This is a genomic window from Acidiphilium sp. AL, assembly GCF_025499445.1.
GTDB lineage: Bacteria > Pseudomonadota > Alphaproteobacteria > Acetobacterales > Acetobacteraceae > Acidiphilium > Acidiphilium iwatense.
This window is the reverse complement of the sequence record NZ_JAIMBZ010000016.1, coordinates 39,622-64,821: the sequence shown is the minus strand read 5'-3', so window position 1 is coordinate 64,821 and position 25,200 is coordinate 39,622. Positions and strand designations below refer to the sequence as shown.

Here is a 25,200-nt window from a genome sequence, read left to right as displayed (position 1 = left end):
GGCGAGACCGCTTTCGCGCCGCGTGCCATGATGCCGTCATGCATCTCGATCGCGATCTCTGCTACCGCGCCCTTCTCACCCGCGACGCGCGCTTCGACGGGCGGTTCTTCATCGCGGTCCGCACCACCGGAATCTATTGCCGCCCGATCTGCCCGGCCACGCCGCCCAAGCCGGAAAATGTCATCTTCATGCCGAGCGCCGCCGCAGCACAGGCCGCCGGTTTCCGCCCGTGTCTGCGCTGCCGGCCGGAAACCTCGCCCGAACTCGGCGCCTGGCACGGCACCTGGAACACCGTCTCGCGCGCCATGGCGCTCATCGCCGGCGGCGCATTGAACCAAGGTGATGTCGAAACCCTGGCCGAGCGCCTCGGCGTCGGCGGCCGCCAGCTTCGCCGCCTGTTTCGTCAGCATCTCGGCGCCTCGCCCAAGGCGATCGCGGCGGCCCGCCGTGTCAATTTCGCGAAACGCCTGATCGGCGAAACGTCCTTGCCCATGGCCGAAATCGCCCTTGCCGCCGGTTTCGGCAGCGTGCGCCGCTTCAACGACACGTTTCTGCACCTGTTCGGGCGCGGGCCCGGCAGCTTTCGCAGAGCAAAAACAGCTTCGGCAATCGGCACCGCGATCACCCTCAACCTGCCGTTCAAACGACCCTACGATTGGCCGGCGATGATCGGCTTCCTCGCGGCCCGCGCCATCCCAGGCGTCGAATCCGTCCGCCCCGATCGCTACGCGCGCACCATCACCCTCGATGGCGCGACCGGCACCATCGCGGTCAGCCCATCCGCGCAGACCAACGCCCTGACCGCCACGATAAATTTCCCCGCCATCACCGCCCTGCCGGTCATCGTCGAGCGCATCCGCCGCATCTTCGATCTCGGCGCCGATCCTGTCCTGATCGGCGCGCATCTCTCGGAAGACGCGCTGATGGCGCCACGCGTCGCCGCCCATCCCGGCCTGCGGGTTCCCGGCGCCTGGGACGGTTTCGAACTCGCCGTGCGCGCGATTCTCGGCCAGCAGATCACCGTCACCGCCGCAACCAAACTCGCCGGTAAACTCGTCGCCGCTTTCGGCGCTCCGCTCCCGCCACCGACCGATCACCCCGACCGCGCCAATCTTCGCTTCGCCTTTCCGCCACCCGAACGCCTGGCCGGCGTGGATCTCGCGACAAGTCTCCGCATGCCGCGCGCCCGCGCCGCCGCCCTCGCGGCGCTTGCCGAAGCCGCCCTTCGAAACCCCGCGCTGTTCGAGCCGGGCCGCTCGCTCGACGACGCGATCGCCACGCTGCAAACCCTCCCCGGCATCGGCGCCTGGACCGCGCATTACATCGCGATGCGCGCGCTGCGCGAACCGGATGCGTTTCCCGAATCCGATATCGGCCTCCGCCGCGCCCTCGCGACCCGATCGGGCCGCCCGACCGCCGCCGAACTTCTCGCCCGCGCCGAGGCCTGGCGCCCCTGGCGCGCCTACGCCGCCCTCCATCTCTGGGCATCCGCCGCCGCATCCCCACCGGAAACCCGCCATGAACCTCCTGCTCGACCGCATCGCCTCCCCGCTCGGGACAATCCTGCTCGTCTCTGACGGCACCGCGCTCCGCGCCCTCGATTTCGAGGATTACCAGGACCGGATGCACCGCCTGCTGCACCGTCATTATGGCGGCTATACCTTAACATCCGGTTACTGCGGCGCTCGCGATCAACTAGAATCTTATTTCGCGGGCGACCTCGCCGCACTCGACACCATCGCGGTGCAAACCGCCGGCACGGAGTTCCAGCACCGCGTCTGGTCGGCGCTCCGTGCGATCCCGCCGGGCAGCACCGCCAGCTATGGCGACATCGCCGCCCGGATCGGCGTTCCGGCCGCGCGCCGCGCCGTTGGTCTCGCCAACGGCGCCAATCCGGTCGCCATCGTGGTGCCCTGCCATCGGGTAATCGGCGCCGATGGCCGCCTCACCGGCTATGGCGGCGGTCTCCATCGCAAGTCATGGCTGCTCCGTCACGAAGCCGCGATACTGCGATCTTCGGAACCGGGTGCCCGCACTGATCACGACCCGGCACCCGCCAGTATCGCCGCCAGCCCCTCCCGATAGCTCGGATACCGCCAGGATATCCCAAGCGCCGTCTTGGTTTTCCGGTTCAGCACCACCCGGTTCTCCCTCCAGAACGACAGCGCCATCGGCGTCATAGTCTGTTTCGCCGCCTCGAACGAAACCAGCGGGGGCGGCGCGATCCCCAGCAGCGACGCGGCGTGGGCGATCACCTCGGCACTCGGCGCCGGCACGTCATCGGCGAAATTGAGCACCCGCACGCCCGAAGTCGCGGCCGCCATCGCCGCCATGACCCCAAGCGCGATATCCGTCACGTGAATCCGGCTGAATTTGTGCCCCGGTCGGTCGATCCGGCGCGCGGCGCCGGCACGCAGATCGTCGAACGCCGATCGTCCCGGCCCATAAATTCCGGCGAGCCGGATGATATCCACCGCGCACCAATCCCCGAACGACGCCCAGTCCCGCTCCGCCGCGACCCGCCGCCGCGTCCGGTCCGATCCGGGTGCTGCCGCGCTGTCCTCATCCACCGCGCCGCCCTGCCGGTCGCCATACACGCCGGTCGTCGAGCAATAGCCGATCCAGCGCAGCCGCTCCGCCGCCCCGATGGCCGCCCGATACCGCGCCAGCACCGGATCGCCGCCCTCGCCCGGCGCCGCCGTCACCAGAATATGCGTCGCAGCCGCGATCGCCGCCTGCGCCGCATCGAACGCAACCAGTGCGACGCCCGCCGGCACCCGCCGCGTCGCCGGATCGCGCGCGGTCGCGACCACATCCATCCCGGCCTCGCGCGCGGCGACCGCGACCGCCGCGCCGGCATAGCCCAGCCCGGCAATCACCAGTCGATCGGTCATCGCATCCCGCGCCGCCGCGCCCGCGCCGCCGCGATCCGTTCGAGCCGGCCGCCATGCCGGTGCGCCAGCACCATCACGCCGACCAGCACCAGCACCACCGCCGCCGTCACGCCGATCCCAACCGGCCCCGCGACATGCTCGATCTGCTTTCCGAACACATAAGCGGCGCCGCCATAAACCACCGCCCAGATCACGCAGGCGAGACTCTGAAACGCCAGGAACCGCCGCCACTCCATCATCGTCACCCCGGCCAGGAGCGCCGCCAGCGCGCGCAGCACCGCGAAAAACCGGCCGAACACGATGATCTTGCCGCCATGATGCGCGAACAGATACCGTCCCGCGAGCAGCCGCCGCTCGGTCAGTCCAATGCGCGGCCCGTAACGCCGCACCACCGGATACCCCGCCCGCCGCCCGATCCAGTAGCCTGCCACGCCGCCCAGCGTCGCTCCCGCCGCCGCGCTCGCGATCAGCACGACGATGTCGATCCGGTGCGTCGTCCCAGCATAGATCGCCGCCGATACCAGCGCGGTCTCGCCCGGCAGCGGCAAACCCAGGCTCTCCAGCATCACCAGAAGAGCGACCAGTACGCTGCCATAGACGGCGATCCAGGCGGAAAGCTCGTGGTGCAGAAAATGAATCATCGGCGAGACATCGAACCAGTGTTTCTCCCATGTCCCGGCTTCCATCCGGGCGCAAAATCTCCGATAGTCATCGCATGTCCGAGCCCGAAACCGAAATCGACACTCTCGACCGCCTGGAGAACGCGCTGACGCGCATCGCCGCTCATGCGGCGGCGCCGTCGCGGCCGAATCTCGACCGCCAGGAACTCGCGACCGCGCTCGACCGGATCATCGCGACCCTGCGCGAAGCCCTCGCGGCCGCCGACCACCCGGAGCAGACCTGAAATGGCGCAAGTGATGATCCGCATCAACGGCTATTCCTACGCGGTGAGCTGCGAGGACGGGCAGGAAGCCCATCTCGCCGAAATGGCCTCCGAGATCGACAAGCGCATCACCAGCATCAAGGCGATCGGCGGCCAGTCGGGCGAGGCACGGCTGCTCGTGCTCGCCGGCCTCCTGCTCGCCGACGAATTGCACGACATGAAAAGCGACCTCGCCGCGGCGAGAACCGGTAAAACCACCGGCTCGCCCGAGCGCAGCGCACGGCTGCGCCGCATCGCCGCGCGCGCGGAAGAGATTGCGGCGGACCTCGCCGAACACTAAGTTGAACATGCGAAGCTGCCCGGTGCGTCAGGCAAGCGCATCCCCGGGGCCAGTAAGTATCTCCCAGGGAGCTGGCTCTGCCGGAACCGTGGTTCCGGTACTTCCGGCGCCCACCTGCACAAGCAGGCTCTGGGAGGATGACAACGCCAACGGCCAGGGCGGCTTCGCGCTTTCCATCCATGGTTGATCCGGTCCTCGCTGCCGCGAAAGCCGCCGCCCGCGCCGAAGCCATGGCGCGGCGCACCGGCTTCGATCCCGCGCTCGGAGGGCGCCTCGCCGCCATCGTCCTCGCCGAATCCCCGCCGCCGCAGGGCGCCATCGTCTCCGGCTTCTGGCCGATCGGCGATGAAATCGACCTCCGCCCCCTGCTCATCGCCCTGCACGCGCGCGGTCACCGCCTCTGCCTGCCCGAAACCGTCAAGCGCGGCAATCCGCTGATTTTCCGGCGCTGGCAGCCGGGCGACCGGCTGATTCCCGGCCGCTTCGGCACCTCCCACCCGGACAGCGAGACGCTGACGCCGGATTTCCTGCTGGTCCCGCTGCTCGCTTTCGACCGCACCGGCCATCGCCTCGGCTACGGCGCCGGCTATTACGACCGCACCCTCGCGGCACTACCCCACGCCTTCCGCCTCGGCTGTGCCTATGCCGCGCAGGAAATCCCCGAGGTTCCCGCCGGCCCGAACGACGTCCGGCTCCACGCCATCGCCACCGAGCAAGCCCTCATCCGCGCCATGGCCGAATCCCCGCGATTCGGCTAAGTGCGCGGCATGGACATCACTCTCATCCCGCGCTCGAAAATCGGCGATATCGGGCGCATCGCCTTCGGCGACCCCACCATCGAAAACCTTGCCTTCGGCGAATCCGACCATCCCCCGCCTGCCGCCGCCATCGAAGCCCTGATCCGCGCGGTCCGGTCCGGCGACACCCGCTATGTCGACAGCCGCGGCCGCGCCACCCTCCGAACCGATCTCGCCGCCTACCTCTCGGCACTCCATGCCACCCCGGTTCCCGAGGACCGCATCGTCGTCACCGCCTCCGGCATGGCGGCGATTTCGGTCGCTTTCGCCGCCATCCTGCGCGCGGGCGATCGCGTGGTCATCCACGAGCCGGAATGGCCCAATCTCGCCGGCGCCGCCCTGGCGCGCGGCGCCACCGTCACCCGGATCGGCCTTGATGCGACCAGCGACGGCGGTTTCCGTCTCGACCTCGCGAAACTCGACGCGGCACTGGCCGGCGCCCGCGTCTTCTGCCTCAATTCGCCGAACAACCCGACCGGCTGGATGGCGAGCCGTGCCGAAATCGCCGCGATTCTCGATCTCTGCCGCCGTCACGGCACCTGGCTGCTCTCCGACGAGGTCTATTCCCGCCTCACTTTCGACGGCGCGGCCGCCGCGCCTTCGCTGCTCGATCACGCCACCCCGAACGACCGCGTGATCGTCGCCAATTCGGTCTCGAAAACCTGGGCGATGACCGGGTTTCGCGTCGGCTGGCTCGTCGTGCCGGAGGGGATGCGCGACGCGATCGGCGAACTCACCGAAGCCACCCATTCCACCGTCGCCCCCTATTCGCAGGAAGCCGCACGCGCCGCCCTCGCCTGCGAGGATTTCGTCGATCGGTTCCGCGATTTCTGCGCCGAAGGCCGCGCCATCGTGCAGGCCGGACTTGCCGGGCTCAACCGCGTCCAGTTTCAGCCTCCGCGCGCGAGTTTCTACGCCTTCGCCCGCATCGATGGCATCACCGACAGCCTCGGTCTCGCGCGAAAACTGGTGACGGAGCACAAAGTCGCGGTCGCCCCCGGCATCGCCTTCGGGGTAGCGGGCGAGGGCCATATCCGCCTCTGCTTCGCCCAGAGCCCCGAAAAACTCGCCCGCGCGATGGATCGCCTGCGCGCCGGCCTCGCGTCGCTCACCTGAATCTTAACGTCCCAGCACCATGATCCGGCCATGAGACATAAGCTCCTCATCGCCGCCCTCGCCTTGCCGCTGATCGCCCGCGCCCAATCGCCCTTGCCCGACCGTGATCTCACCCCAGGCGCCATCAACCCGGCGGTCACCCAATCGACCATCGGCGACACGATCTGCGTGCGCGGCTGGACCGCGCGCATCCGCCCGCCGGCCTCCTACACCGAGCCGCTGAAAAAGGCGCAAATCCGCGCCTATCGCTATACCGACCGGAAACCCTGGCACTATGAGGAAGACCACCTGATCCCGCTCGATCTCGGCGGCTCGCCCACCAACCCGCGCAATCTCTGGCCGGAACCCTATCTCGGCCCGCGCCAATGGGGCGCCTACGCCAAGGACCGGCTGGAAGCCCGCATGGTCCACCTCGTCTGCGGCCATCGCCTCTCGTTGAACCGCGCGCGGGCGATGGTGGCGCGCGACTGGATCGCCGCTTATCGCCGATTCATCGGCCCCCGGCCGAACAATCGGCGCCCGCATGGCTGGCACCGCATCTGGGACTGATCCGCCTATTCCGTCGCCTGCCGTGCCGCGAGGCGCCGGACATCATCCATCGTCGTGCTCGCAAAAATTACCCCGCCGGCGCCGATCGGCAACCCGGCTTCATGCAGCACCGCATTCGTCCAGGTGTTGCAGGTGAACAGCAGATCATAGCGCGGCGTCGCCGCATAGAAGGCGCTGCCCGGATAGAACCCACGCTCCAACCGGACTGGCCGGCCCTCCTTATGGACGAAATCCGCCCACAGCACCCGGTTCAGCCGCACTATCTCCGCGTGCGAGGCGTGCAGACCCACAACATGCCCCGCGCCCCAGGCCAGCGCCGGCGCCGCCCGCAGCCAGGTGACGATGATGATCCCGCGCGACGGCACCAGCCCCTGAAAGAACCCCTTCACATATGCGATTGCCGCATGGTTTTTGGGCATCGCATAGGCGCGCTGGGCGAAGCCGAACCCGACATAGCGCGCGCCCGATATCGCCAGCGCCCGCAATCCGCCTCCCAATGCGCTATCCGGCAGGAAAATCTGGGTATGCCAGCCCACCCCGACGACGAACAGATTAGCCCGCGCAACCTCCGGCGCCGGCGCCGGCGCCTGTGCCGCGCAGCCGCCCAGCGCCAGAACGGCGCAAAAACCTATTTGCCGTAGCGCGCGAGGCTTTCGGTGATCGCCGCTTCCGCTGCCGCGCGGTTCTCCCATCCGGTCACCTTCACCCATTTGCCCTTCTCCAGGTCCTTATAATGGGTGAAGAAATGCGCGATCGCATCGCGCGTAATCTCCGGCAGCTCCGCAACCTCGCCGATGCCGCTCCATTGCGGATGGATCTTGTCGTGCGGCACGCAGACGATTTTTTCGTCCTGCCCGGCCTCGTCCTCCATCCGCAGCAACCCGATCGGTCGTGCCCGGATCACCGCACCCGGCACCACCGAAGCCGGCGTCAGCACCAGCGCATCGGCCGGGTCGCCATCATCGGCCAGCGTGCCCGGAATGAACCCGTAGGCCGCCGGATAGGCCATAGGCGTGAACAGGAACCGGTCCACCATCACCGCCCCGCTCGCCTTGTCCACCTCGTATTTCACCGCCGAGCCCTGCGGAATCTCGATCACCACCTGAATATCGGCCGGCGGCGCCTTTCCTGCCGAAAGCTTCGAGATGTCCATGGCAAAAACCTCCTGAATTGCGTCGGATAATTTCGATCGGGCGCTATCTAGCCGCCCCTTGGCATATTGCCAATCGAGCCGCGTCTCGCCCATACAGAGCCCGTGCGCCGGTAGCTCAATTGGCCCCAGGCGCACCCTATCTAGTGCGCCGGTAGCTCAACTGGTTAGAGCGGACCGCTCATAACGGTTTGGTTGCGGGTTCAAGTCCTGCCCGGCGCACCAATCATTCAGCCCGGCCAAAAAAACTTGCATTAGTCCATATTTGGACTATATCTATCTTAGAGTCCAAATATGGAAAACCGCATGACTTCCCAGAAGCATTTGGCGCTGGCGATCGACCGCAGGAACCTGTCCGGCCCGGCGCTCCGCACATTCTTTCGCATCGCCGAACTCTGGCGCGTTTCGGCCGATCAGCAGATGACCCTTCTCGGCGTCACCAGCCGGTCGACCTTCTTCAAGTGGAAAAAGAGCACCGAGGCGGTCCTGCCGAAAGACACCCTGGAACGCATTTCCTATATTCTCGGAATCTACAAGGCGCTTCAGATTCTGCTGCCGGATGAACGATCGGCCGACGACTGGGTGAAGCGCCCGAACCTGGCCGCCCCGTTCGGTGGAAAATCCGCTCTCGACCGGATGCTGTCGGGCCAGGTCGCCGACCTCTTCGTCGTGCGGCAATATCTCGATGCGCAGCGTGGCGGATGGGCGTAACCATTCCCGTCACCCCGGTCGACTGGACGCCGGGCTGGCGGATCATCCCGAGCCGGTTCCCCCCGATCCAGCTTTTCGAACGGGTGGCCAACCCGGCCGATCTCGACGCGGTTTTCGAAATCGAATCGCTAACCAACCCACGCCTGCGCGACGAAGCCGGCGATATTCGCCTGGTTCCGCCGGAGGATCGCATCAGCGGTCCAGGTTCGAGCATCGTCATGGCCGCCTTCACTCATCTGAACCCCGAAGGGAGCCGCTTCAGCGACGGAACATTCGGCGCGTTCTACGCCGCGAACGATCTCGATACCGCCATCGCGGAGACGAAATATCATTGCGCGCGCTTCATGCGCGCCACCGACCAGCCCCGCATGGAGCTGGACATGCGGGTCTATCTGGTCGATCTCGCGGCGCGCCTGCACGATCTGCGCGGGTTGCAGGAAGAATTTCCGCTGGTCTACCTCAGCGACGATTACGCGGCCGGCCAGCACCTTGCATCAGCCCTCCGAAACCAAGGCTCGAACGGCATCGCCTATGACAGTGTGCGCCGGCACGGCGGCGAATGCGCCGCGGCCTTCCGCCCGCGGCTGCTCTCGAACTGCCGCCAGGAACGTCATCTCCGCTATGTCTGGGACGGAAAACGGATCGGCGCTGTTTACGAGAAACGAACTCTTGACGGAGAGGCTGGCTGATCATCTTGGCCGTGTTTTTCGTTTAACACGAAATGAGGCGGAATCAGCTCGCTAACCGTGCAACCCTCCATATCCGTGAATCAGCTTATCTTGCGTCCATTTTGGGTCTGGAGCCCACGTGCCGAAACTGTCGATATCCTGAACAAACCAGTTACGGTTCAGCAGATATCGTTCAATTTGTTGATATTTGTGGTCGGTCGAAGGTAAGTGTCTGAAAGCATAACTGACAAGTTTCATTAATGTCTCTGTGTTTTTATCATTAATTAATTTACAAACATTGAATGTTGGTGACGGTAATGTATTCAAAACTGGCTGAGATGCTTGTACTGCATTATAAAACTGCTTCAAATCAAGAATTTGTGCAGAAAGGGTTTGCTTTTCAGGTTCAATTGGAATATGGAGCGCCGCCAATACTGATTTTCCTGAGTCCAGGACCATCCTCCCTGCCGATCTCGTTTTCTGCTCTTGCTTTGCAAGAGCCGAGAGCCACCCGTAAATCGTAATCATATCGTTCCACGTAAGGGGATTTCCAGCCATTTAACCCTCCTTTGCTCTGCCGTTTACGAGGATTGTCGTCAGATCAATTTGCAGGATAGTAGTTTTCATAAACATTGGCTGGGAAATCCATTTTTCCGCACACCCGCCCGCTGTGTCTTTGCGTAGTCGATAACAGCATCGCGACGAGCGACTCCGCCGCTAACGCCGCAGCAGCCGGACCTTCGGTTACAGAAAAACAACAGCCCCCCGCCCCTATGGCGAGGTGATGTAGGTCCGCAGCGAATCCACCTCGAACCGCGCCTCTTCCAGAAGCTGCGCCACCACGTCGCCGATCGTGACGATGCCTTCCAGCTTGCCATCGGTGACCACCGGGATGTGACGGGTCCGGTTCCGGGTGATCATGTCCAGAACGTCGCCGATCCTGTCTTCCATCGCGCAGGTGCTGACCAGCGTGGTCATCAGGCTGCGCACCGGCATGGTCAGCACCTTGGCGCCATGCTCGACGATTCCCCGGATCACGTCGCGCTCGGAGATCATCCCGATCACATGGTTCTCGGCATCGACGACGGGTGTTGCCCCGATCCGATGCGCATGGAGCTGACACGCGAACGCCGCGACGCTCTGATCCGGCACGGCGGTGACGATGTTGCTGCCTTTTCGTTTCAGAATAGCGGAAACCCTGGTTTCCATGGCCTTTCTCCCGAATCTCGCACGTCGAGCGTGCCTTGAGCATGCGGCGCCATGCATCCCGGTCGGCGATAATCGTCGATCGGCCCGGATGTCGAACGGCCGCCTTCATCGATGACCCAAACCCGGAAGCGCAAACGGACGAAAAACTTCGCGTTAACCGCCAATATAACCCAGCTTAATTGTCTTCCCCTCTCCAACGAACGATTATGGTTATCTAACGTGTCGGCAAAATCTCTGCCGTATGAATGGTTTTCTGATGTGGCATCAATCCAGCCGTGGTTTCGTGCGCCAGTGCGATCACCGGCGTCGGATACACGCCGAGTCCGATCAGCAACACGACCAGAACCGCGAGCGTTAGTCCGCCAGCCCACGACACCCCGGCTTTCGGGGGAAGTGGCTCCGCATCCCGCACCGGCGAGAACAGCACGACGATGATGCGCAGGTAATAATACAGCCCGATCACGCTGCCGATAACCAAGGCCGCGAGCGGCCAGATCAGCAGCGTCCCCACGCCGGAGGTCATCACATAAACTTTCGCGATGAAGCCCATGGTCGGTGGAATCCCGGCAAGCGACAGCAGAAACGCGGTAAACGCGCTCGCCAGCCAGGGCCGGGTCCACATCAGACCGCGATAGGCGTCCAGCCGGTCGGTATCGTGCAGGCTGCCCTGTTGGGACAGCACGGCCACCACCCCGAAAGCGCCGATCGTGGTCACCGCATAGGCCGCGAGATAATAGCTCGCTGCCTCGATGCCGATCACGCCGCCGGCAAGCAGGGCGACCAGAACGTAGCCGAGATGGGCGATCGACGAATAGGCCAGAATCCGTTTGACATTGTCCTGCAGCAAGGCCAGCAGATTGCCGATCAGCATCGACAGGATGGCGACGAGGGCGATCACCCGCAGCAGCGAGGGATCGTGGTAGCCGTCCATCAGCACGAAATAGCGCAGCAGCAGCGCGAACACGCCGATCTTGGAAACCACCGCGACATAGCCGGTCACCGGCGCGGGCGCACCCTCGTAAATATCGGGCGCCCACATATGGAACGGCACCAGTGACAGCTTGAAGCCGATCCCGGTCAGCAGCATCGCGAAGCCGGTATAGGCGTAGATGTCGGTCGGGCCGTGCGCGGCGCTCCAGAGCCGGCCCAGCGCGGCAAACGACATCGTGCCGAAATCGAGATAGATCAGCGCGATACCGAACAGCAGGAACGCCGAGGATACGCCCGCGAGCAGCAGATATTTGATCCCGGCCTCGATCGCGCCCGCCCGGCCGCGCGGATAGGCGATCAACCCGATCAGCGCGATGCTGAGCGTCTCCAACGCGAGAAAGAACGAGGCGAACTGCACGCTCGCCAGCAAAGCGCCGGCCCCGAGGGTGGCGAGCAGCAACAGCAGATAATATTCGTCATACGGTCCGTCATGGGTGCCGTCGAGATAGGCGTGGGACAGCAGCACCACCGCGACCGACGCGACCAGCACGAGTGCGAGGAAGAACAGCGTGAACCCATCGACCAGGAACATCGGCGTCACCGCGACGGGTGCGGCCGGCGCCGCGGCGATGATCGCCGCGAGCGAGGCGAGCAGCCCGATCGCCGTCACCGTCGCGATCATCCGATGATCCCGCCGCACCGCGATCAGCAGCATCACCACCACGATCGCGGCGGACAGCACCAGGAACGGCAGGCTGGCGCGCAAGGCGGGGCTCATCGCGGATCTCCCTCGGCCAGCTTCAGCACGCCATGCGTCGCAGTTTGCAGATTGGCAAGGCCGCCCGAAGCCATGTCGAACACCGGCTGCGGATAGACGCCGAGATAGACGATCGCGACGGTCAGCGCCGCCATCACCGCGAGATGGCGCGCCCGCAGATCCGGCGCCGCCACCGCATCCCGAGGCGGTCCATGGAACGCGCGCTGCACCAGGATCAGCGCATAGGCGGCGGCGGTGATCACGCCGAGCGTGCCCACCACGGCAAACGCCGGATACACCCGGAACGTGCCGATCAGGATCAGGAATTCGCCAATGAAATTGCCGAGCCCCGGCAGGCCGAGCGAGGCGATGGCGAAAAACATCCCGATCGCGGACAGTTTCGGCATGTTCGCCCACAGCCCGCCCATAAGCCGCATGTCGCGCGTATGCAGCCGTTCCTGCAACGCGCCCACCATGATGAACAGCGCGCCGGTGCTCACCCCGTGGGCCAGCATCTGCATCACCGCTCCCTGCAAGGCGAGCGCGTTCCAGGCGAAAACGCCGAGCAGCACGAAGCCGAGATGGCTGACGCTGCTATAGGCGACCAGCCGCTTCAGGTCGTTCTGGCCGAAGGCGAGCAGCGCGCCGTAGATGATGCCGATCACCCCGAGCAGCATGGCGATCGGCGCGAACCGGATCGCGGCGAGCGGGAACAGCGGAACAACGAAGCGCAGCAGCCCGTAGGCGCCGGTTTTCAGCATGATGCCGGCCAGGATCACGCTTCCCGCCGTCGGCGCCTCGGTATGCGCGTCCGGCAGCCAGGTATGGAACGGCACTGCCGGCAGCTTGACGATGAAGGCGATGAAGAACCCGAGCATGATCCACATTTCGGTCGACGGGCTCATCCGCGTGCCGAGCAGCCGGAAATAGTCGAAGGTCAGGGTGCCGGTGGTTCGCTGATGCACGAAGACCAGCGCCAGAATCGCCAGCAGCATCAGCAATCCGCTGCCCTGGGTGAACAGAAAGAACTTGATCGCCGCATAAATCCGGTTCTCGTGCCCCCACAGCGCGATCAGGAAATACATCGGCACCAGCATGATTTCCCAGGCGAAGAAGAACAGGAACAGATCGAGCGCCAGAAATACCCCGATGGTCCCCGCGATGGTCCAGAGCAGGTTGAAATGGAACGCCCCGACCCGCTCGCCGATCTCAGTCCAGGAAATCACCACCGAAACGAATCCAAGCCCGATGGTCAGCAAAATCAGCAGCAGGCTCAGCCCGTCGAGGCCGAGCCGCAGGCTGATGCCGAGTTGCGGAATCCAGGGGGCGTCGAACATCGCGATCCAACGTCCGCCGCCGGTGATCTCGATCGGGCCGGCGTGACGCAGCCACACCAGCAGCAGAACCAGCAGGTCGAGCGCCATGGCGATGAGCGAAACCCAGCGCGCGGCGGCGGCGCGCAGCCGTGCGGCAGGCCAGGCGAGCAGGCCGCCGAGCAGCGGGATCAGGATCAGCCATACCAGCATCATCGGATCACCGCGACGGCAATGGTGAGGATCGACCCGGCGGCGAGCCAGCCGGCATACCATCGGATTCGCCCGGTCTGGGTCAGCTTGAGCAGGCGGTGCAGCCCCCGGCTCGCCTCCGCGATGCCGGTATAGACATCGTCGATCGCATCATGCCGGTTGATCCGCACCACATAGAGGAACGGCCGCACGACCAGCCGGTCATACACGACATCGAACCCCCAGCCGGACAGGAAGAACGCGCGCCACGCGACAACGGAAGGCGCTTGCGTCCATGCCGCGAAACGCGGCGCCGGACGCATGTAGAGCAGCCACGCAAGCCCGACGCCCGACAGCGACACCAGAGAGGCGAACACCAGCAGCGCGGTTTCCGTGGCACCGGCGGCAAGCGGCGCCGGCCCGAACACGCTGCCCATGAATCGTGAGAATATCGTGACGCCGCCAAGCCCGTTCGGCGTCTCGACGAAACCGCCGATCACCGCGAGCACCGAAAGCACCGCGAGCGGCAGCACGATCCGTATCCCGTAGCGCCCGACGATCGGCGTCTTGGCCTCGCCGAAGAACACGATGAACACCGCGCGAAAAATATACAGCGCGGTGACGAACGCGGTGACCAGCCCGGCGGCCCACAGAATCGGCACCGCGCCGCCATGCGCCCAGGTTTCCGACAGGATCATTTCCTTGCTGTAGAAACCGGCCGTCACCAGCGGCAGCGCGGCGAGCGAGGCACTGCCGATCAGGAAACTCCAGAACGCCACCGGCAGTTTTTTGGCCAGCCCGCCCATGCGGAAAATATCGTGCTCGTGGTGCTCCAGCCGCATGGTGATCGCTCCGGCGGCAAGGAACAGCAGCGCCTTGAAGAACGCATGCGCCATGAAATGAAAGATCGCCGCGGTCCACGCCCCGACCCCGAGGGCAAGGAACATGTAGCCGATCTGGCTGACCGTCGAATAAGCCAGGATGCGCTTGATGTCATGCTGATTGAGCGCGGCGAAGGCGGCGACGAACAGTGTGGCGGCGCCGATCGCCGCGACCGTCATCTGAATCGCGGGTGCGAGCATATACAGCCCGTGCATCCGCGCGATCAGGTAGACGCCGGCGGTCACCATGGTGGCGGCATGGATCAGCGCGCTCACCGGCGTCGGCCCGGCCATCGCGTCGGGCAGCCAGGTCTGCAGTGGGATTTGCGCGGATTTGCCAAGCGCGCCGATCAGCAGCAGCGCGGTGGCAAGCGAGGCGATCGCCGAACCATGCGGCCAGACGCTTGCGGCACGGTGCAGCAAAGGTTGGATATCCAGCGTGCCGAGATGGGTGAACAGAACGAACAGCCCGATCATCAGCCCGGTGTCGCCGATTCTGGTGACGATGAACGCCTTGCGCGCGGCAAGCCCGTTGGCCGCATCCTGATACCAGAACCCGATCAGCAGATAGCTGCACAGGCCGACTCCTTCCCAGCCGACATACAGGAACAGCAGATTGCTCGCGAGCAGCAGCACCAGCATCGCCGAGACGAACAGGTTCATATAGGCGAAGAACCGGCTATAGCCTTCGTCGCCCGCCATGAACTCGGTCGAGTAGAGCAGGATCAGAAACCCCACGATGGTGACCACCAGCATCATCACCAGCGACAGCGGATCGAGATAGAGCCCGACCGCCGGCCTGAACCCGCCGATCGCGATCCATCGCCACAATATCTCGGTGAATGCGTGCCCGCTTGGCGGCGCCGCCATGAACCCGATGCCGATGATCGCGGAGACGATCGCCGACGCGGCAACCGGCACCACCCCCACCAGCGCGACCGCGCGGGACGGCAGCCGCCCCGCGCTGATCATCAGGATCGCGGCGCCAAGGAGCGGGAAAGCGGGAACCAGCCAAAGATCGTGGATCATCCTCTCACCCCTGCAACAGATCGGCCGCGTCGGAATCGAGCGTGGTCAGCCGGTGGCGGATGCGAATGATCAGCGCGAGGCCGACCGAAACCTCCGCCGCCGCCAGCGTCAGCACCAGAAGAAACATCACCTGGCCGTCGGGCTGCCCCCAGCGCGCCCCGGCGATGATAAACATCAGCCCCGCCGCATTCAGCATGATCTCGATGGACATCAGAATGAACACGAGATTCCGCCGCACCAGAACGCCGATCACGCCGAGCGCGAACAGCAGCACCGGAAGGATCAGAACGTGATCGAGCGGAATCGTCGTCATTGGCTCAGAGCCTCCCATGCTCGGTATGGGCGAGGCGATAGGCGCCGACCAGCGCCGCGAGCAGCAGCATCGACGCCAGTTCGACGCAGAGCAGATACGGCCCGTACATCGCGATGCCGACCGCCCGCGCCGGAACTATCGCATGATGCGGCTGGCTCATCGTGTTGCTGTCGAGCATATAAGCCAGTTGCGCGGTCAGCAGAATCGCCAGGATCGACGGACCGACCCAGATTTTCGGCTCCATCCACCGCGCCTCGCGCACCGCCGCCGCATCGCCGAGATTCATCATCATCACGACGAAGACGAACAGGACCATGATGGCGCCGGCATAGACGATCACCTCGAGCGCCGCCGCGAACGGCGCGCCCAGCGTGAAGAATACCAGCGCCACCGCGAGCAGCGAGACGACCAGATACAGCAGCGCATGCACGCCGTTCGCCCGCGTGATCACGAGAACCGTGGAGAGCACGGCGATGGCGGCGGAGAGATAGAATGTCGCGTTCATGGCTGATACTTTCTCACGGCAGCAGCGCGCGGGTGTCGATCGGCGGCCGCTCGCGCTCCGCCTCACCCTTGCCCTTGCCCGGTATCGCGAGGCCCGACACCCGATAGAAACTGTAATCGGGATATTTGCCGGTGCCGCTGATCAGCAGATCCTCTTTTTCGTAAATCAGGTTTTCCCGCTCATATTCGCTCATCTCGAAGTCCGGGGTGAGCTGAATGGCATAGGTCGGACACGCCTCCTCGCAAAATCCGCAGAAAATGCAGCGGGAGAAATTGATCCGAAACCATTCGGGATACCACCGCCCGTCCTCTTCGGTCTTCTGCAGGCTGATGCAGTCGACCGGGCAGGCCACGGCGCACAGATAGCAGGACACGCAACGTTCCTCGCCATCGGGGTCGCGCGACAGCACGATGCGGCCGCGGTAGCGCGGCGCGAGATACGGCATCTGTTCGGGGTACTGCACCGTTTCGCTGTGATGAAACAGATGCAGGAATGTGTACCAGAGCGTGCGTATCGAACTCAGCATCGCGGCAGCCTTTCCCGGCCGATCGGCCGAACGGTCAGTGCGTCAGCATGACGGCACCGGTAACAGCGATATTCAACAGCGACAGCGGCAGCATCAGTTTCCAGCCATAGGCCATGAGCTGGTCGTAGCGCGGACGCGGCAGCGCCGCGCGCAGCAGGATGAAGAAGCCCACGAAAGCCCCGGTCTTGATCGCGAACCACAATATCGGCGGCAGCAGCGGCCCCTGCCAGCCGCCGAAAAACAGGATCACGATCATCGCCGAGACCAGGATGATGCCGATATATTCGCCGACGAAGAACATCCCGAATTTCATGCTGGAATATTCGGTGTGAAACCCGGCACCCAGCTCGTTCTCGCCTTCCGGGAGATCGAAGGGCAGCCGATGGGTCTCGGCGATTCCGGCGATCATGAACACGATGAAGCCGAGAAACTGCGGGACCACGAACCACAGCTCCTGTTGCGCGCGCACGATATCGGCAAGGCTGAACGAGCCGGTCAGCATCACCACGCCGATCAGCGCCAGCCCCATGAAGACCTCGTAGCTCACCATCTGCGCCGCCGCGCGCATCCCGCCCAGCAGCGAATATTTGTTGTTCGAGGCCCAGCCGGCGAGAACGACGCTGTAGACCGACAGCGACGTCATCGCGAGAAAGAACAGAATGCCGATATTCAGATTACCCGCGATACCGATCGACGGCGTTACCGGCACGACCGCGAACGCCAGCAGCGCCGCGACCATCACGACCGCCGGGGCAAGAACGAACACCACCGGGTCGGCGAAAGGGGGTATCCAGTCCTGCTTGAACAGGATTTTGATCATGTCGGCGACCACCTGAAGCGACCCGAACGGCCCCACCCGGTTCGGCCCGCGCCGGTCCTGCCAGAAGCCGAGCAGCCGCCGCTCGATCCAGGTCAGCAGCGCGGCGCCGATCACCAGCATGAGCAGAATGCCGACGATGTTGAGCAGACCGAACAGGATCAGGTTCATGGCGCCGGCTCCGCGCGCCGCGGCGTGCCCCAGCCGGGCAGCGCGCACCAATCCATCCCCGGCAGCCCGACGCTCAGCATCGCGACACCGGACGGCAATTCCGGCGCCACCGTCACCGCCAGACGATACGACCCAGATTTGAAATCGATGTCGATCATGCCACCGTTTTCCACATCGAGGCTGCGCGCATCCGCTGGGTTCAGCGCGAGGCTCGGCGCCGCGATCCGTTCCGCGACCGCCGGGGCCAGCGCGCTGAGTTCCTCGCCGCCGAAAATCGGCCGGCGCGGCACGACGAACCATTGTCCCGGCCCACGGACAAACTGGCCGGGTGCCGTGGCATCGGGGCGCGGCGCTGCGGCGCCATTCGGCTCGAACAGCCGCACGCCGGGGTCGCCGCCGCGCAGCGCGCCGCCGACCTCATCCTGAAACTTGTTGAGCGACTGGATGGAATTCCAGGCCGGCGCCCAGAAGAACGGGATCAGCGACGCCGGCATCTGACCGTAATAGCCTTCCATCGTGCTGCTGAACGGCGACTCCTCCGGCACCGATGCGCGTGGCTCGTGCACGGTCCGGTCGGCATCGACGGCGGTACGGCCGCTGTAGCGATGCGGCTCGCTGCGGATACGGCTTCCGGCAATCCTGAAATCGCCCGGCGGCGTGGCCTCGCCGATCGCCACGAATTGCGTCATCGCGGATGCCAGAGACCGCACGACATCGTCGAGCCGGTGCCATTCCGAAGTTCCAGCGATATCGCGCAGCCACATCCAGCTCGCCTGCACGTCGTCCTTCGGAAACACCGCCTGGAACGAGCGCTGCGCCCGCCCCTCGCCGCTGACCAGCGTGCCGTCGCATTCCGCGAAATTCGCACTGGGCAGCACGATATCGGCTCTCGCCACGGTCGCCGTCGATACATGATCGAGAACGATCACATTCGCCGCGGCATCGAACAGCGCATCGACCCGCTTGCGTTCCGCCCGCCGGTACAGATCGTTTTCCAAAACGATCACCGTGGCCCCCTCGGTGACGGTGTCGATCGCATCCTCCACGCTGCCGCCCTGCATCAGCGCGAGCCCCATGCTGTTGCATTCCGGCACCGCGAGCACGATGCCGGGAAGCCGGTCCGCGCCGTTCAGCGCCTGGGCGATGCCGGCCGCCGCACGCAGCACCGCCTCGTCGCCCAGCCCGCAGCCCGACACGATCAGCGGGCGCTTCGCCGCCAGCAGCGCATCGGCGATCTCTCCCGCCAGCGCCTGCATCGCCTCCGGCAGATCTTCGACCGAAGGCGCATTCGCATCGATCCGATGCCGGATCGCGAAACCGAGCCGCGCGATATCGCACGGCGCGGCGCGGCAGGTCCGCGCGGCGATATCGTCGAGCCGGGTTGCCGCAACCGAGGCGACGAAAAGCGGGCTGCGCGCGCCCTGTGCCGCGTCGCGCACCGCCGCATCCTGCCAATGCGCGATCTTCAGCCGATCGGCGATCTCCATCGAGCGCCCCCGCGCTGCCTGGCGCAGCGCCAGCGCAACCCGCGGTGCCGTGTCCGCGACATCCTCGCCCAGCACCAGCACGACATCCGCCGCTTCCATCTCGCGCAGTGTCGGCGTCGGCACCGCCCCCGCCTGTAGAATTTCAATCGCCGTGGCAAGGCAACGTGCCTCCCGCGCCGAAACCCCGGCATGGAACCCATCGGCGCCGACCAGCCGCCGCAGCGCGAAATTCGCTTCGAGCGACGCGCGCGGCGAGCCGATCCCGATGATTTTGCCGCCCGTGCCAAGCGTTTTCGTCAGCGCATCCAGCGCCTCGGTCCTGGTCGCCGTTCGCATGCTACCGCCGGGGTCGCGCAGCACCGGCGTGCGCACCCGGTCCGGCCGGTTCGCGAACCCGTAGCCGAACCGGCCCCGATCGCACAGGAAATAGCCATTCACTGCGCCGTTATAGCGGTTCAGGATGCGGCGCACCTGGCCGCCCCGCTCGTTCACGCTGGTATTGCAGCCGACCCCGCAATGCACGCACACCGACGGCGCGCTGCGCATGTCCCATTTCCGGTTATAGGCGGCCGATAGCGTCTTGTCGGTGAACACGCCGGTCGGGCACACTTCGACGAGATTGCCGCTGAACTCGTTTTCCAGAACCCCGTCCTCGGCCCGCCCGAAATAGACGTTGTTGCGCGCCGCATACACGTCGAGATCGGCACCACCCGCATAATCGCGATAGAACCGCACGCAGCGATAGCAGGCGATGCAGCGGTTCATCTCGTGCTTGACGAACGGGCCCAGATACTGGTTGCGATGCGTGCGCTTGCTGAAGCGGTAGCGGCGATAGGCATGGCCGGTCATCACCGTCATGTCCTGCAAGTGACACTCGCCGCCTTCCTCGCAAACCGGGCAGTCATGCGGATGATTCGTCATCAGCCATTCGATCACGCTGGCACGAAACGACACGGCCTCCGGGTCGGCGATCGAAATCCGCGTCCCATCCGTCGCCGGCGTCATGCACGCCATCACGATCCGCCCCGTCGTATCCTCTGGATTGGCGAATTGCCGCACCGCACATTGCCGGCATGCTCCCACCGATCCGAGCGCCGGATGCCAGCAGAAATACGGCAGATCGAACCCGTTCGACAGACACGCCTGCAGCAGGTTGTCCTTCGGGTTGGCGGTGAATTCGCGGTCGTCGATATGGATGATCGCCATGGTCAGTGCGCCTCGTTCCACGGACAGCGTTTCTCATGAATATGCTGCTCGAACTCGGCGCGGAAATATTTCAGCCCGGATGCGAGCGGCGCCATCGCTCCCGGCGCATGGGCGCAGAATGTCCGGCCCGGTCCAAGAAATTTCACGTGCTGTTCGAGAATGTCGAGATCGTCCATCTCGCCCTCGCCCGCCTCGATCCCGGCGAGCAGTCGCTCGACCCAGGGCAGCCCGTCTCGGCACGGGGTACACCAGCCGCAGGATTCCTGGGCGAAAAAATGCTCAAGATTGCGCAGCATCCCGATCGGGCAAGTCCGCTGATCGAGCACGATCACCGCCCCCGTGCCGAGCCGGCTGCCGACTTTCTCGACCGAGGCGAAATCCATTTTCACTTCGATATCGTCGGCCATGATGAAGGAGGTCGACAAGCCGCCCGGCAAAACCCCGCGCAGCTCGTAGCCGTCGCGCATCCCGCCTGCATGCTCCTCGATGATTTCGTACAAAGGGGTGCTCATCGGCAGCTCCCACGAGCCGGGCCGGCGCACCCGTCCGCTCGCGCCGTAGATTTTGGTGCCGCCATCCTCGCCCCGTCCCAAGCCCATGAACCAGTCGGCGCCGTTATTGATGATATGCGGAACGTTGCAGAGCGTTTCGACGTTGTTCACCACCGTCGGCTTGCCCCACAGACCGCTGGTCTGCGGAAAGGGCGGTTTCGCGCGCGGCACCGCGCGCCTGCCTTCAAGTGCGGTGAGCAGTGCAGTCTCCTCGCCGCAGATATAGCGCCCGCCGCTGGCATGAACGTGAACCGCAAGATCGTAGCCCGATCCGAGGATGTTCGTGCCGAGATAGCCGCGCGCGTCCGCCTCCCCGACCGCCCGCCGCAGCCGGCGCTCGGCCAGAAAATACTCGCCGCGCAAAAAGATGTAGGCGGTCTCGGCCTGAATCGCATAGGCGGCGACGATCACCGCCTCGATCATCTGGTGCGGATCGCCTTCGAGCAGCAGCCGGTCTTTGAACGTACCCGGCTCCATCTCGTCGGCATTGACCACGAGATAATGCGGCCCCGACGCCGCGAGATCCTTCGGCACCAGGCTCCATTTGATGCCGGTGGGAAATCCCGCCCCGCCGCGGCCGCGCAGCTTGGACTGCGTGATTGCCTCGATCACATCCGCCGGCGCCATCCCGCCGAGAACCTTGCGCACCGCGCGATAGCCGCCCGCCTGCTCATAGCCTTCGATGTCGAGCGGCTCGCGATCGGGACGGATGTTATTGGTGAGCGGCGTTTCCATTGGGTTTTTTCGCTATGGTTGAATCCCGAGTATCGTATCGATCCGCACCGCATCGAGATCGCCGTGCAGCTCGTCATCCAGCAGCATCGCCGGCGCATGGTCGCAATGGCCGATGCACACGATCGGCAGCAGCGTATAGGCGCCATCCTTGCTGGTCTCGCCCGGCTGAATGCCGAGGCGCTTGCATAGATGCGCGTTCACCGCCTCCCGTCCCATCACCCAGCACGAGATGCTGTCGCACAGGAAAATCACGTGCTCGCCGACCGGACGGCGAAAGATCAGGTTGTAATAGGTCGCCACTCCGTCGAGATCGGCGCGCGACATATCGAGCAGTGCCGCGACCTCGGCGAGATGCCGGTCGGAAACCCATCGGTAATGACCCTGGACATAGCGCAGCGCCTCGATGCAGGCCGCGCGCTTGTCGTCGTAATGTCCCGCCATCGCCTCGATCGCGGCGCGCTGCTCGGCGGTCAGTCCCGCTTCGGTTTCAACGATCGACATCGGCCATCACGAAATCGATGCTGCCGATCAGCGCGATCAGATCGGCGACGAAAGCGCCCCGGCTGATCAGCGGAATCATCTGCAGATGCGGAAACGACGGCGTGCGGATGCGCGTGCGATACGACATGGTATCGCCGTCGCTGGTCAGATAATAGGCGTTCATCCCCTTGCTCGCTTCGATCCCGACGCAGGCTTCGCCGGGCGGGATGACCGGCCCCCAGCTCACATTGAGGAAATGGGTGATCAAGGTCTCGATGTCGTGCATCGTCCGTTCCTTGATCGGCGGCGTGGTCAGCCGGTGATCGGATTTATACGGACCGCTCGGCATGTTCTTGATGCATTGCCGGATGATCCGCACGCTCTGGCGCAATTCCTCGACATGCACCATCGTGCGATCGTAGCAATCGCCATGGGTATAGACCGGCACGTCGAATTCCAGTTGATCGTAGCCCGAATAGGGCCGCTTTTTCCGGCAATCCCAGTCGATCCCGCAGGCGCGCAAACCGGGCCCGGTCACCCCCCAGTCGATCGCCTCGTCCAGCGTATAGGCGGCGATGCCGACGGTGCGCGCCTTGAAGATCCGGTTCTGCATGACGAGCTTGACGTATTCGTCGAGCCGCTTCGGCAGATACGCGCAGAAATCGCCGATCAGCCTGTCCCAGCCTTGCGGCAGATCGGCCGCGACCCCGCCGATCCGAAACCACGCCGGATGCATCCGAAACCCGCACACCGCCTCGATGATCTCGAACACGCGCTCGCGATCGGTGAACATGTAGAACACCGGCGAAAGCTGGCCGACATCCTGCGACATGGTGCCGAAAAACACCAGATGGCTGGCAATCCGAAACAGCTCCGCCATCATGATGCGGATCATCTGCGCGCGCGGCGGCACCTCGATCCCGGCCAGCCGCTCGACCGCCATCACATAGGGAAAATTGTTCATCACGCCGCTGAGGTAGTCGATGCGGTCGGTGTAGGGGATGTAGGTGTGCCAGGATTGCCGCTCGCCCATCTTCTCGGCGCCGCGATGATGAAAGCCGATCTCCGGCACCACGTCGACGATTTGCTCACCCTCGAGCTGCAGGATCAGGCGGAACACGCCATGCACGCTCGGATGGTTCGGCCCCATGTTGAGGAACATGAAATCGGTCGATTCGCTCTGGCGCACCATGCCCCAATCCTCGGGGCGGAAGCGCAGCGCCTCCTGCTCGGCGATCTCCTTCTCCTCGGAGAGATCATAGATGCCCATATCGGTCGCGCGCGCGTAATGGTCCTTGCGCAGCGGGTGGCCGGTCCAGGTCGGCGGCGTCAGGATACGGGTCAGATGCGGATGGCCGGTGAAGGTCACGCCGAACATGTCCCACACCTCGCGCTCGTACCAGTTGGCGTTCGGCCAGAAATCGCTGATGGTCGGCAGGCTGGGCGTCTCGCCGCTCAGCGCCACCTTGATGCGCACATCCTGATTCCGGGTAAACGACATCAGGTGATACACCACGGTGAAATCGCTTTCCGGCTGATCGGCGCGATGCGTGCGCATCCGCTCGTCGAGCGCGGTCAGATCGAACAACATCCGAAAAGGGTCGGGCGCCTCGCTTTTCAGGTAGTGGAGCGTCTCGCGCAGGTGTTCGCGCTCGACCCAGATCGTCGGAATATCGTCGCAGGTCGGCTGCACCTTGACGAACCGCGATCCGAACCTGTCCGCAAGCTCGCGGGCAATCGGCGGCTCGGTATGGATCGACGCGGTTCTTTGCAGCATTGCGCATTCGCCTCGTCAGATTCGATCGGGGGGGTCGAGATCGGTCGCCTGGTTGCGCCTCTCGCGCTTGATGTCGCGAAAGCTCGGCCGCGGCGCCCGCACCACCCCCTGCGGCCCGACCACCCAGCTCAGCGGGCGGCGATCGCTCGCGATCGATTTCTGCAGAAGCATCAGCCCTTCGAACAGCGCATCCGGCCTCGGCGGGCATCCCGGCACATACACATCGACCGGCAGGAAGGTGTCGACCCCCTGCACCACGCTGTAGATGTCGTACATCCCGCCGGAATTGGCGCAGGACCCCATCGAAATCACCCAGCGCGGCTCCAGCATCTGGTCGTATAGATACTTGATCACGGGGGCCATTTTCACGAATACCGTCCCGGAAATGACGATCACGTCCGCTTCGCGCGGCGTCGCCCGCAACACTTCCGCGCCAAACCGTGCGATATCGAACTTGCTGGTAAACGAGGTGGCCATCTCGACATAGCAGCAGGACAACCCGAAATTGAACGGCCAGAGCGAATTCTTCTGCCCCCAGGCGACCAGATCCTGCAGCTTGCCCAGCACCAGATTGCGCATGACCGCGTCGGTGAACGAGCCGCCCTGGACGCCGGCGGCCGCCGGATCAGCCATTCTGTCGTCGGTACGGGTGAGGGACCATGCCATCGCCGCTCACCTTACCCCCGGCACCGGCCGGATTCGCGGCCTCGGCCCCCAGTCCAGCGCGCCGATGCGCCAGAGATAGGCGAGCGCCGCTAACAGCAGGAAGATGAACCCGAGCATCGCGATATAGCCGTTCCACCCCGCGGGCCGGATGGCGATCGCCCAGGCATAGATGAACACGCTTTCGAGATCGAAGACCACGAACAGCATGGCGACGAGGTAGAACTGGATCGGAAAGCGCATCCGCGCATCCGCGACCGGCAATATTCCGGATTCGAAGGGCTGGATGGTGGATCGCGCGGTATGCCGCTGGCCGAGGACGAAAGAGCCTCCGATCATCGCCGCGACGAGCGCGAAGACGGCGCCGAAATACACGACCAGAAACCAAAGATGTGTCGCTTTTCCCATCCGGCGCGCTCCCGATCCAAGGTTCGGAAACCGCCCGCTAAGTTCTGCTATCCCTCACCTTAGCGGCACGGAATCAACAAGCAACTTACCTATTCGAGCCTCATCGGTATGCCGGTTTCCGGGGATTGTCAAGAAACCGCGA

At 64.7% G+C, this 25,200-nt stretch carries 28 protein-coding genes, 1 tRNA gene and 1 other RNA gene; 11 read left to right on the top strand and 19 right to left on the bottom strand.

The window, feature by feature from the left end; translation table 11 throughout:
* The first annotated feature begins 38 nt into the window (after nt 1-38).
* The gene (locus tag AiwAL_RS11155) at nt 39-1,577 is read left to right on the top strand and encodes an AlkA N-terminal domain-containing protein (protein WP_235704396.1); all 1,539 of its coding nucleotides are present in this window, start codon (nt 39-41) and stop codon (nt 1,575-1,577) included.
* A complete protein-coding gene (locus AiwAL_RS11150) occupies nt 1,519-2,085 on the top strand; it encodes a methylated-DNA--[protein]-cysteine S-methyltransferase (protein ID WP_235704395.1) in 567 nt (188 codons plus the stop codon). The genes AiwAL_RS11155 and AiwAL_RS11150 overlap by 59 nt, the downstream gene beginning before the upstream one ends.
* Here the strand turns inward: AiwAL_RS11150 and AiwAL_RS11145 are convergent.
* Complete coding sequence (locus AiwAL_RS11145) at nt 2,040-2,894, bottom strand: SDR family NAD(P)-dependent oxidoreductase (protein ID WP_262312694.1); 855 nt, start codon at nt 2,892-2,894, stop codon at nt 2,040-2,042. The two genes, AiwAL_RS11150 and AiwAL_RS11145, sit on opposite strands and share 46 nt — an antisense overlap.
* Nucleotides 2,891-3,580: a DedA family protein gene (locus AiwAL_RS11140; RefSeq protein WP_235704393.1), complete on the bottom strand. Its 690-nt coding sequence runs from the start codon at nt 3,578-3,580 to the stop codon at nt 2,891-2,893. The genes AiwAL_RS11145 and AiwAL_RS11140 overlap by 4 nt, the downstream gene beginning before the upstream one ends.
* A gap of 29 nt (nt 3,581-3,609) precedes the next feature.
* Between AiwAL_RS11140 and AiwAL_RS11135 the strand changes: the two genes are divergently transcribed.
* From AiwAL_RS11135 to AiwAL_RS11110, 6 genes are all read left to right on the top strand, one after another.
* The gene (locus AiwAL_RS11135; RefSeq protein ID WP_235704392.1) at nt 3,610-3,798 is read left to right on the top strand and encodes a hypothetical protein; all 189 of its coding nucleotides are present in this window, start codon (nt 3,610-3,612) and stop codon (nt 3,796-3,798) included.
* Nucleotide 3,799: 1 nt separating this feature from the next.
* The gene (locus AiwAL_RS11130; protein ID WP_235704391.1) at nt 3,800-4,117 is read left to right on the top strand and encodes a cell division protein ZapA; all 318 of its coding nucleotides are present in this window, start codon (nt 3,800-3,802) and stop codon (nt 4,115-4,117) included.
* A gap of 9 nt (nt 4,118-4,126) precedes the next feature.
* A non-coding RNA gene (gene ssrS, locus AiwAL_RS11125) (6S RNA) lies at nt 4,127-4,286 on the top strand.
* 10 nt (nt 4,287-4,296) lie between these two features.
* The gene (locus tag AiwAL_RS11120; protein ID WP_235704390.1) at nt 4,297-4,875 is read left to right on the top strand and encodes a 5-formyltetrahydrofolate cyclo-ligase; all 579 of its coding nucleotides are present in this window, start codon (nt 4,297-4,299) and stop codon (nt 4,873-4,875) included.
* 9 nt (nt 4,876-4,884) lie between these two features.
* Nucleotides 4,885-6,030 carry an aminotransferase class I/II-fold pyridoxal phosphate-dependent enzyme gene (locus tag AiwAL_RS11115; RefSeq protein WP_235704389.1) on the top strand — a complete coding sequence of 382 codons (1,146 nt, stop codon included), beginning with the start codon at nt 4,885-4,887 and terminating at the stop codon, nt 6,028-6,030.
* Nucleotides 6,031-6,060: 30 nt separating this feature from the next.
* Nucleotides 6,061-6,579, top strand: a complete 519-nt coding sequence (locus AiwAL_RS11110; RefSeq protein ID WP_235704388.1) for a hypothetical protein — start codon at nt 6,061-6,063, stop codon at nt 6,577-6,579.
* A 5-nt stretch (nt 6,580-6,584) separates the two neighbouring features.
* On the opposite strand, the gene AiwAL_RS11105 is transcribed toward AiwAL_RS11110, so the two are convergent.
* Nucleotides 6,585-7,289, bottom strand: a complete 705-nt coding sequence (locus AiwAL_RS11105) for a DUF2459 domain-containing protein (RefSeq protein ID WP_235704387.1) — start codon at nt 7,287-7,289, stop codon at nt 6,585-6,587.
* Nucleotides 7,208-7,732 (bottom strand): inorganic diphosphatase, encoded by a 525-nt coding sequence (gene ppa, locus AiwAL_RS11100; RefSeq protein ID WP_235704386.1) that lies wholly within the window; start codon nt 7,730-7,732, stop codon nt 7,208-7,210. The genes AiwAL_RS11105 and ppa overlap by 82 nt, the downstream gene beginning before the upstream one ends.
* Before the next feature lie 145 nt (nt 7,733-7,877).
* On the opposite strand from ppa, the gene AiwAL_RS11095 reads away from it, so the two are divergent.
* From AiwAL_RS11095 to AiwAL_RS11085, 3 genes are all read left to right on the top strand, one after another.
* Nucleotides 7,878-7,954: transfer RNA gene (locus tag AiwAL_RS11095), tRNA-Ile, on the top strand.
* A gap of 81 nt (nt 7,955-8,035) precedes the next feature.
* Nucleotides 8,036-8,440: an MbcA/ParS/Xre antitoxin family protein gene (locus AiwAL_RS11090; RefSeq protein WP_235704385.1), complete on the top strand. Its 405-nt coding sequence runs from the start codon at nt 8,036-8,038 to the stop codon at nt 8,438-8,440.
* Nucleotides 8,431-9,129, top strand: coding sequence for an RES family NAD+ phosphorylase (locus AiwAL_RS11085; protein ID WP_262312693.1), 699 nt, complete (start codon nt 8,431-8,433; stop codon nt 9,127-9,129). Before AiwAL_RS11090 ends, AiwAL_RS11085 begins: the two co-directional genes overlap by 10 nt.
* A 51-nt stretch (nt 9,130-9,180) precedes the next feature.
* Here AiwAL_RS11085 and AiwAL_RS11080 read toward each other — a convergent pair whose 3' ends face one another.
* From AiwAL_RS11080 to ndhC, 15 genes are all read right to left on the bottom strand, one after another.
* The gene (locus tag AiwAL_RS11080; RefSeq protein WP_235704383.1) at nt 9,181-9,666 is read right to left on the bottom strand and encodes a hypothetical protein; all 486 of its coding nucleotides are present in this window, start codon (nt 9,664-9,666) and stop codon (nt 9,181-9,183) included.
* Between the two features lie 213 nt (nt 9,667-9,879).
* Complete coding sequence (locus AiwAL_RS11075) at nt 9,880-10,317, bottom strand: CBS domain-containing protein (RefSeq protein WP_235704382.1); 438 nt, start codon at nt 10,315-10,317, stop codon at nt 9,880-9,882.
* Between the two features lie 214 nt (nt 10,318-10,531).
* The gene (locus AiwAL_RS11070; protein WP_235704381.1) at nt 10,532-12,025 is read right to left on the bottom strand and encodes an NADH-quinone oxidoreductase subunit N; all 1,494 of its coding nucleotides are present in this window, start codon (nt 12,023-12,025) and stop codon (nt 10,532-10,534) included.
* Entirely contained in the window at nt 12,022-13,533 is a 1,512-nt protein-coding gene (nuoM, locus tag AiwAL_RS11065; RefSeq protein WP_262312692.1) for an NADH-quinone oxidoreductase subunit M, read from the bottom strand. The genes AiwAL_RS11070 and nuoM overlap by 4 nt, the downstream gene beginning before the upstream one ends.
* The gene (nuoL, locus tag AiwAL_RS11060) at nt 13,530-15,419 is read right to left on the bottom strand and encodes an NADH-quinone oxidoreductase subunit L (protein ID WP_262312691.1); all 1,890 of its coding nucleotides are present in this window, start codon (nt 15,417-15,419) and stop codon (nt 13,530-13,532) included. The genes nuoM and nuoL overlap by 4 nt, the downstream gene beginning before the upstream one ends.
* A 4-nt stretch (nt 15,420-15,423) precedes the next feature.
* Nucleotides 15,424-15,732, bottom strand: coding sequence for an NADH-quinone oxidoreductase subunit NuoK (gene nuoK, locus AiwAL_RS11055; RefSeq protein ID WP_235704378.1), 309 nt, complete (start codon nt 15,730-15,732; stop codon nt 15,424-15,426).
* Nucleotides 15,733-15,736: 4 nt separating this feature from the next.
* Nucleotides 15,737-16,237 carry an NADH-quinone oxidoreductase subunit J gene (gene nuoJ / locus AiwAL_RS11050; protein ID WP_235704377.1) on the bottom strand — a complete coding sequence of 167 codons (501 nt, stop codon included), beginning with the start codon at nt 16,235-16,237 and terminating at the stop codon, nt 15,737-15,739.
* A 13-nt stretch (nt 16,238-16,250) separates the two neighbouring features.
* Nucleotides 16,251-16,763, bottom strand: coding sequence for an NADH-quinone oxidoreductase subunit NuoI (gene nuoI, locus AiwAL_RS11045; protein WP_235704376.1), 513 nt, complete (start codon nt 16,761-16,763; stop codon nt 16,251-16,253).
* A 34-nt stretch (nt 16,764-16,797) separates the two neighbouring features.
* On the bottom strand, nt 16,798-17,751 hold the full coding sequence (gene nuoH, locus AiwAL_RS11040; RefSeq protein ID WP_235704375.1) for an NADH-quinone oxidoreductase subunit NuoH: 954 nt from the start codon (nt 17,749-17,751) through the stop codon (nt 16,798-16,800).
* On the bottom strand, nt 17,748-20,465 hold the full coding sequence (nuoG, locus tag AiwAL_RS11035; RefSeq protein ID WP_262312690.1) for an NADH-quinone oxidoreductase subunit NuoG: 2,718 nt from the start codon (nt 20,463-20,465) through the stop codon (nt 17,748-17,750). Before nuoG ends, nuoH begins: the two co-directional genes overlap by 4 nt.
* Nucleotides 20,447-21,730 (bottom strand): NADH-quinone oxidoreductase subunit NuoF, encoded by a 1,284-nt coding sequence (nuoF, locus tag AiwAL_RS11030; RefSeq protein WP_262312689.1) that lies wholly within the window; start codon nt 21,728-21,730, stop codon nt 20,447-20,449. Before nuoF ends, nuoG begins: the two co-directional genes overlap by 19 nt.
* A 12-nt stretch (nt 21,731-21,742) precedes the next feature.
* Complete coding sequence (gene nuoE, locus AiwAL_RS11025; RefSeq protein WP_262312701.1) at nt 21,743-22,225, bottom strand: NADH-quinone oxidoreductase subunit NuoE; 483 nt, start codon at nt 22,223-22,225, stop codon at nt 21,743-21,745.
* Nucleotides 22,218-23,987, bottom strand: coding sequence for an NADH-quinone oxidoreductase subunit C/D (nuoC, locus tag AiwAL_RS11020; protein ID WP_262312688.1), 1,770 nt, complete (start codon nt 23,985-23,987; stop codon nt 22,218-22,220). The genes nuoE and nuoC overlap by 8 nt, the downstream gene beginning before the upstream one ends.
* A gap of 15 nt (nt 23,988-24,002) precedes the next feature.
* Nucleotides 24,003-24,653 carry an NADH-quinone oxidoreductase subunit B gene (locus tag AiwAL_RS11015; protein ID WP_407932540.1) on the bottom strand — a complete coding sequence of 217 codons (651 nt, stop codon included), beginning with the start codon at nt 24,651-24,653 and terminating at the stop codon, nt 24,003-24,005.
* 6 nt (nt 24,654-24,659) lie between these two features.
* The gene (ndhC, locus tag AiwAL_RS11010) at nt 24,660-25,058 is read right to left on the bottom strand and encodes an NADH-quinone oxidoreductase subunit A (protein WP_235704371.1); all 399 of its coding nucleotides are present in this window, start codon (nt 25,056-25,058) and stop codon (nt 24,660-24,662) included.
* Nucleotides 25,059-25,200 lie beyond the last annotated feature (142 nt).

Excerpts from the sequence above, each read along its gene's own strand:
- nuoJ (WP_235704377.1), bottom strand. The coding sequence starts at position 16,237 with ATGAACGCGACATTCTATCTCTCCGCCGCCATCGCCGTGCTCTCCACG.
- AiwAL_RS11120 (WP_235704390.1), top strand. The coding sequence starts at position 4,297 with ATGGTTGATCCGGTCCTCGCTGCCGCGAAAGCCGCCGCCCGCGCCGAA.
- AiwAL_RS11015 (WP_407932540.1), bottom strand. The coding sequence starts at position 24,653 with ATGGCATGGTCCCTCACCCGTACCGACGACAGAATGGCTGATCCGGCG.
- nuoL (WP_262312691.1), bottom strand. The coding sequence starts at position 15,419 with ATGATCCACGATCTTTGGCTGGTTCCCGCTTTCCCGCTCCTTGGCGCC.
- AiwAL_RS11090 (WP_235704385.1), top strand. The coding sequence starts at position 8,036 with ATGACTTCCCAGAAGCATTTGGCGCTGGCGATCGACCGCAGGAACCTG.
- ppa (WP_235704386.1), bottom strand. The coding sequence starts at position 7,732 with ATGGACATCTCGAAGCTTTCGGCAGGAAAGGCGCCGCCGGCCGATATT.
- AiwAL_RS11105 (WP_235704387.1), bottom strand. The coding sequence starts at position 7,289 with ATGGGTGAAGGTGACCGGATGGGAGAACCGCGCGGCAGCGGAAGCGGC.
- AiwAL_RS11145 (WP_262312694.1), bottom strand. The coding sequence starts at position 2,894 with ATGACCGATCGACTGGTGATTGCCGGGCTGGGCTATGCCGGCGCGGCG.
- AiwAL_RS11155 (WP_235704396.1), top strand. The coding sequence starts at position 39 with ATGCATCTCGATCGCGATCTCTGCTACCGCGCCCTTCTCACCCGCGAC.
- AiwAL_RS11070 (WP_235704381.1), bottom strand. The coding sequence starts at position 12,025 with ATGAGCCCCGCCTTGCGCGCCAGCCTGCCGTTCCTGGTGCTGTCCGCC.
- AiwAL_RS11140 (WP_235704393.1), bottom strand. The coding sequence starts at position 3,580 with ATGGAAGCCGGGACATGGGAGAAACACTGGTTCGATGTCTCGCCGATG.
- AiwAL_RS11115 (WP_235704389.1), top strand. The coding sequence starts at position 4,885 with ATGGACATCACTCTCATCCCGCGCTCGAAAATCGGCGATATCGGGCGC.
- ndhC (WP_235704371.1), bottom strand. The coding sequence starts at position 25,058 with ATGGGAAAAGCGACACATCTTTGGTTTCTGGTCGTGTATTTCGGCGCC.
- AiwAL_RS11150 (WP_235704395.1), top strand. The coding sequence starts at position 1,519 with ATGAACCTCCTGCTCGACCGCATCGCCTCCCCGCTCGGGACAATCCTG.
- nuoC (WP_262312688.1), bottom strand. The coding sequence starts at position 23,987 with ATGCTGCAAAGAACCGCGTCGATCCATACCGAGCCGCCGATTGCCCGC.
- nuoH (WP_235704375.1), bottom strand. The coding sequence starts at position 17,751 with ATGAACCTGATCCTGTTCGGTCTGCTCAACATCGTCGGCATTCTGCTC.
- nuoK (WP_235704378.1), bottom strand. The coding sequence starts at position 15,732 with ATGACGACGATTCCGCTCGATCACGTTCTGATCCTTCCGGTGCTGCTG.
- AiwAL_RS11080 (WP_235704383.1), bottom strand. The coding sequence starts at position 9,666 with ATGGCTGGAAATCCCCTTACGTGGAACGATATGATTACGATTTACGGG.
- nuoI (WP_235704376.1), bottom strand. The coding sequence starts at position 16,763 with ATGCTGAGTTCGATACGCACGCTCTGGTACACATTCCTGCATCTGTTT.
- AiwAL_RS11110 (WP_235704388.1), top strand. The coding sequence starts at position 6,061 with ATGAGACATAAGCTCCTCATCGCCGCCCTCGCCTTGCCGCTGATCGCC.
- AiwAL_RS11130 (WP_235704391.1), top strand. The coding sequence starts at position 3,800 with ATGGCGCAAGTGATGATCCGCATCAACGGCTATTCCTACGCGGTGAGC.
- nuoM (WP_262312692.1), bottom strand. The coding sequence starts at position 13,533 with ATGATGCTGGTATGGCTGATCCTGATCCCGCTGCTCGGCGGCCTGCTC.
- AiwAL_RS11085 (WP_262312693.1), top strand. The coding sequence starts at position 8,431 with ATGGGCGTAACCATTCCCGTCACCCCGGTCGACTGGACGCCGGGCTGG.
- AiwAL_RS11075 (WP_235704382.1), bottom strand. The coding sequence starts at position 10,317 with ATGGAAACCAGGGTTTCCGCTATTCTGAAACGAAAAGGCAGCAACATC.
- nuoF (WP_262312689.1), bottom strand. The coding sequence starts at position 21,730 with ATGGAAACGCCGCTCACCAATAACATCCGTCCCGATCGCGAGCCGCTC.
- AiwAL_RS11135 (WP_235704392.1), top strand. The coding sequence starts at position 3,610 with ATGTCCGAGCCCGAAACCGAAATCGACACTCTCGACCGCCTGGAGAAC.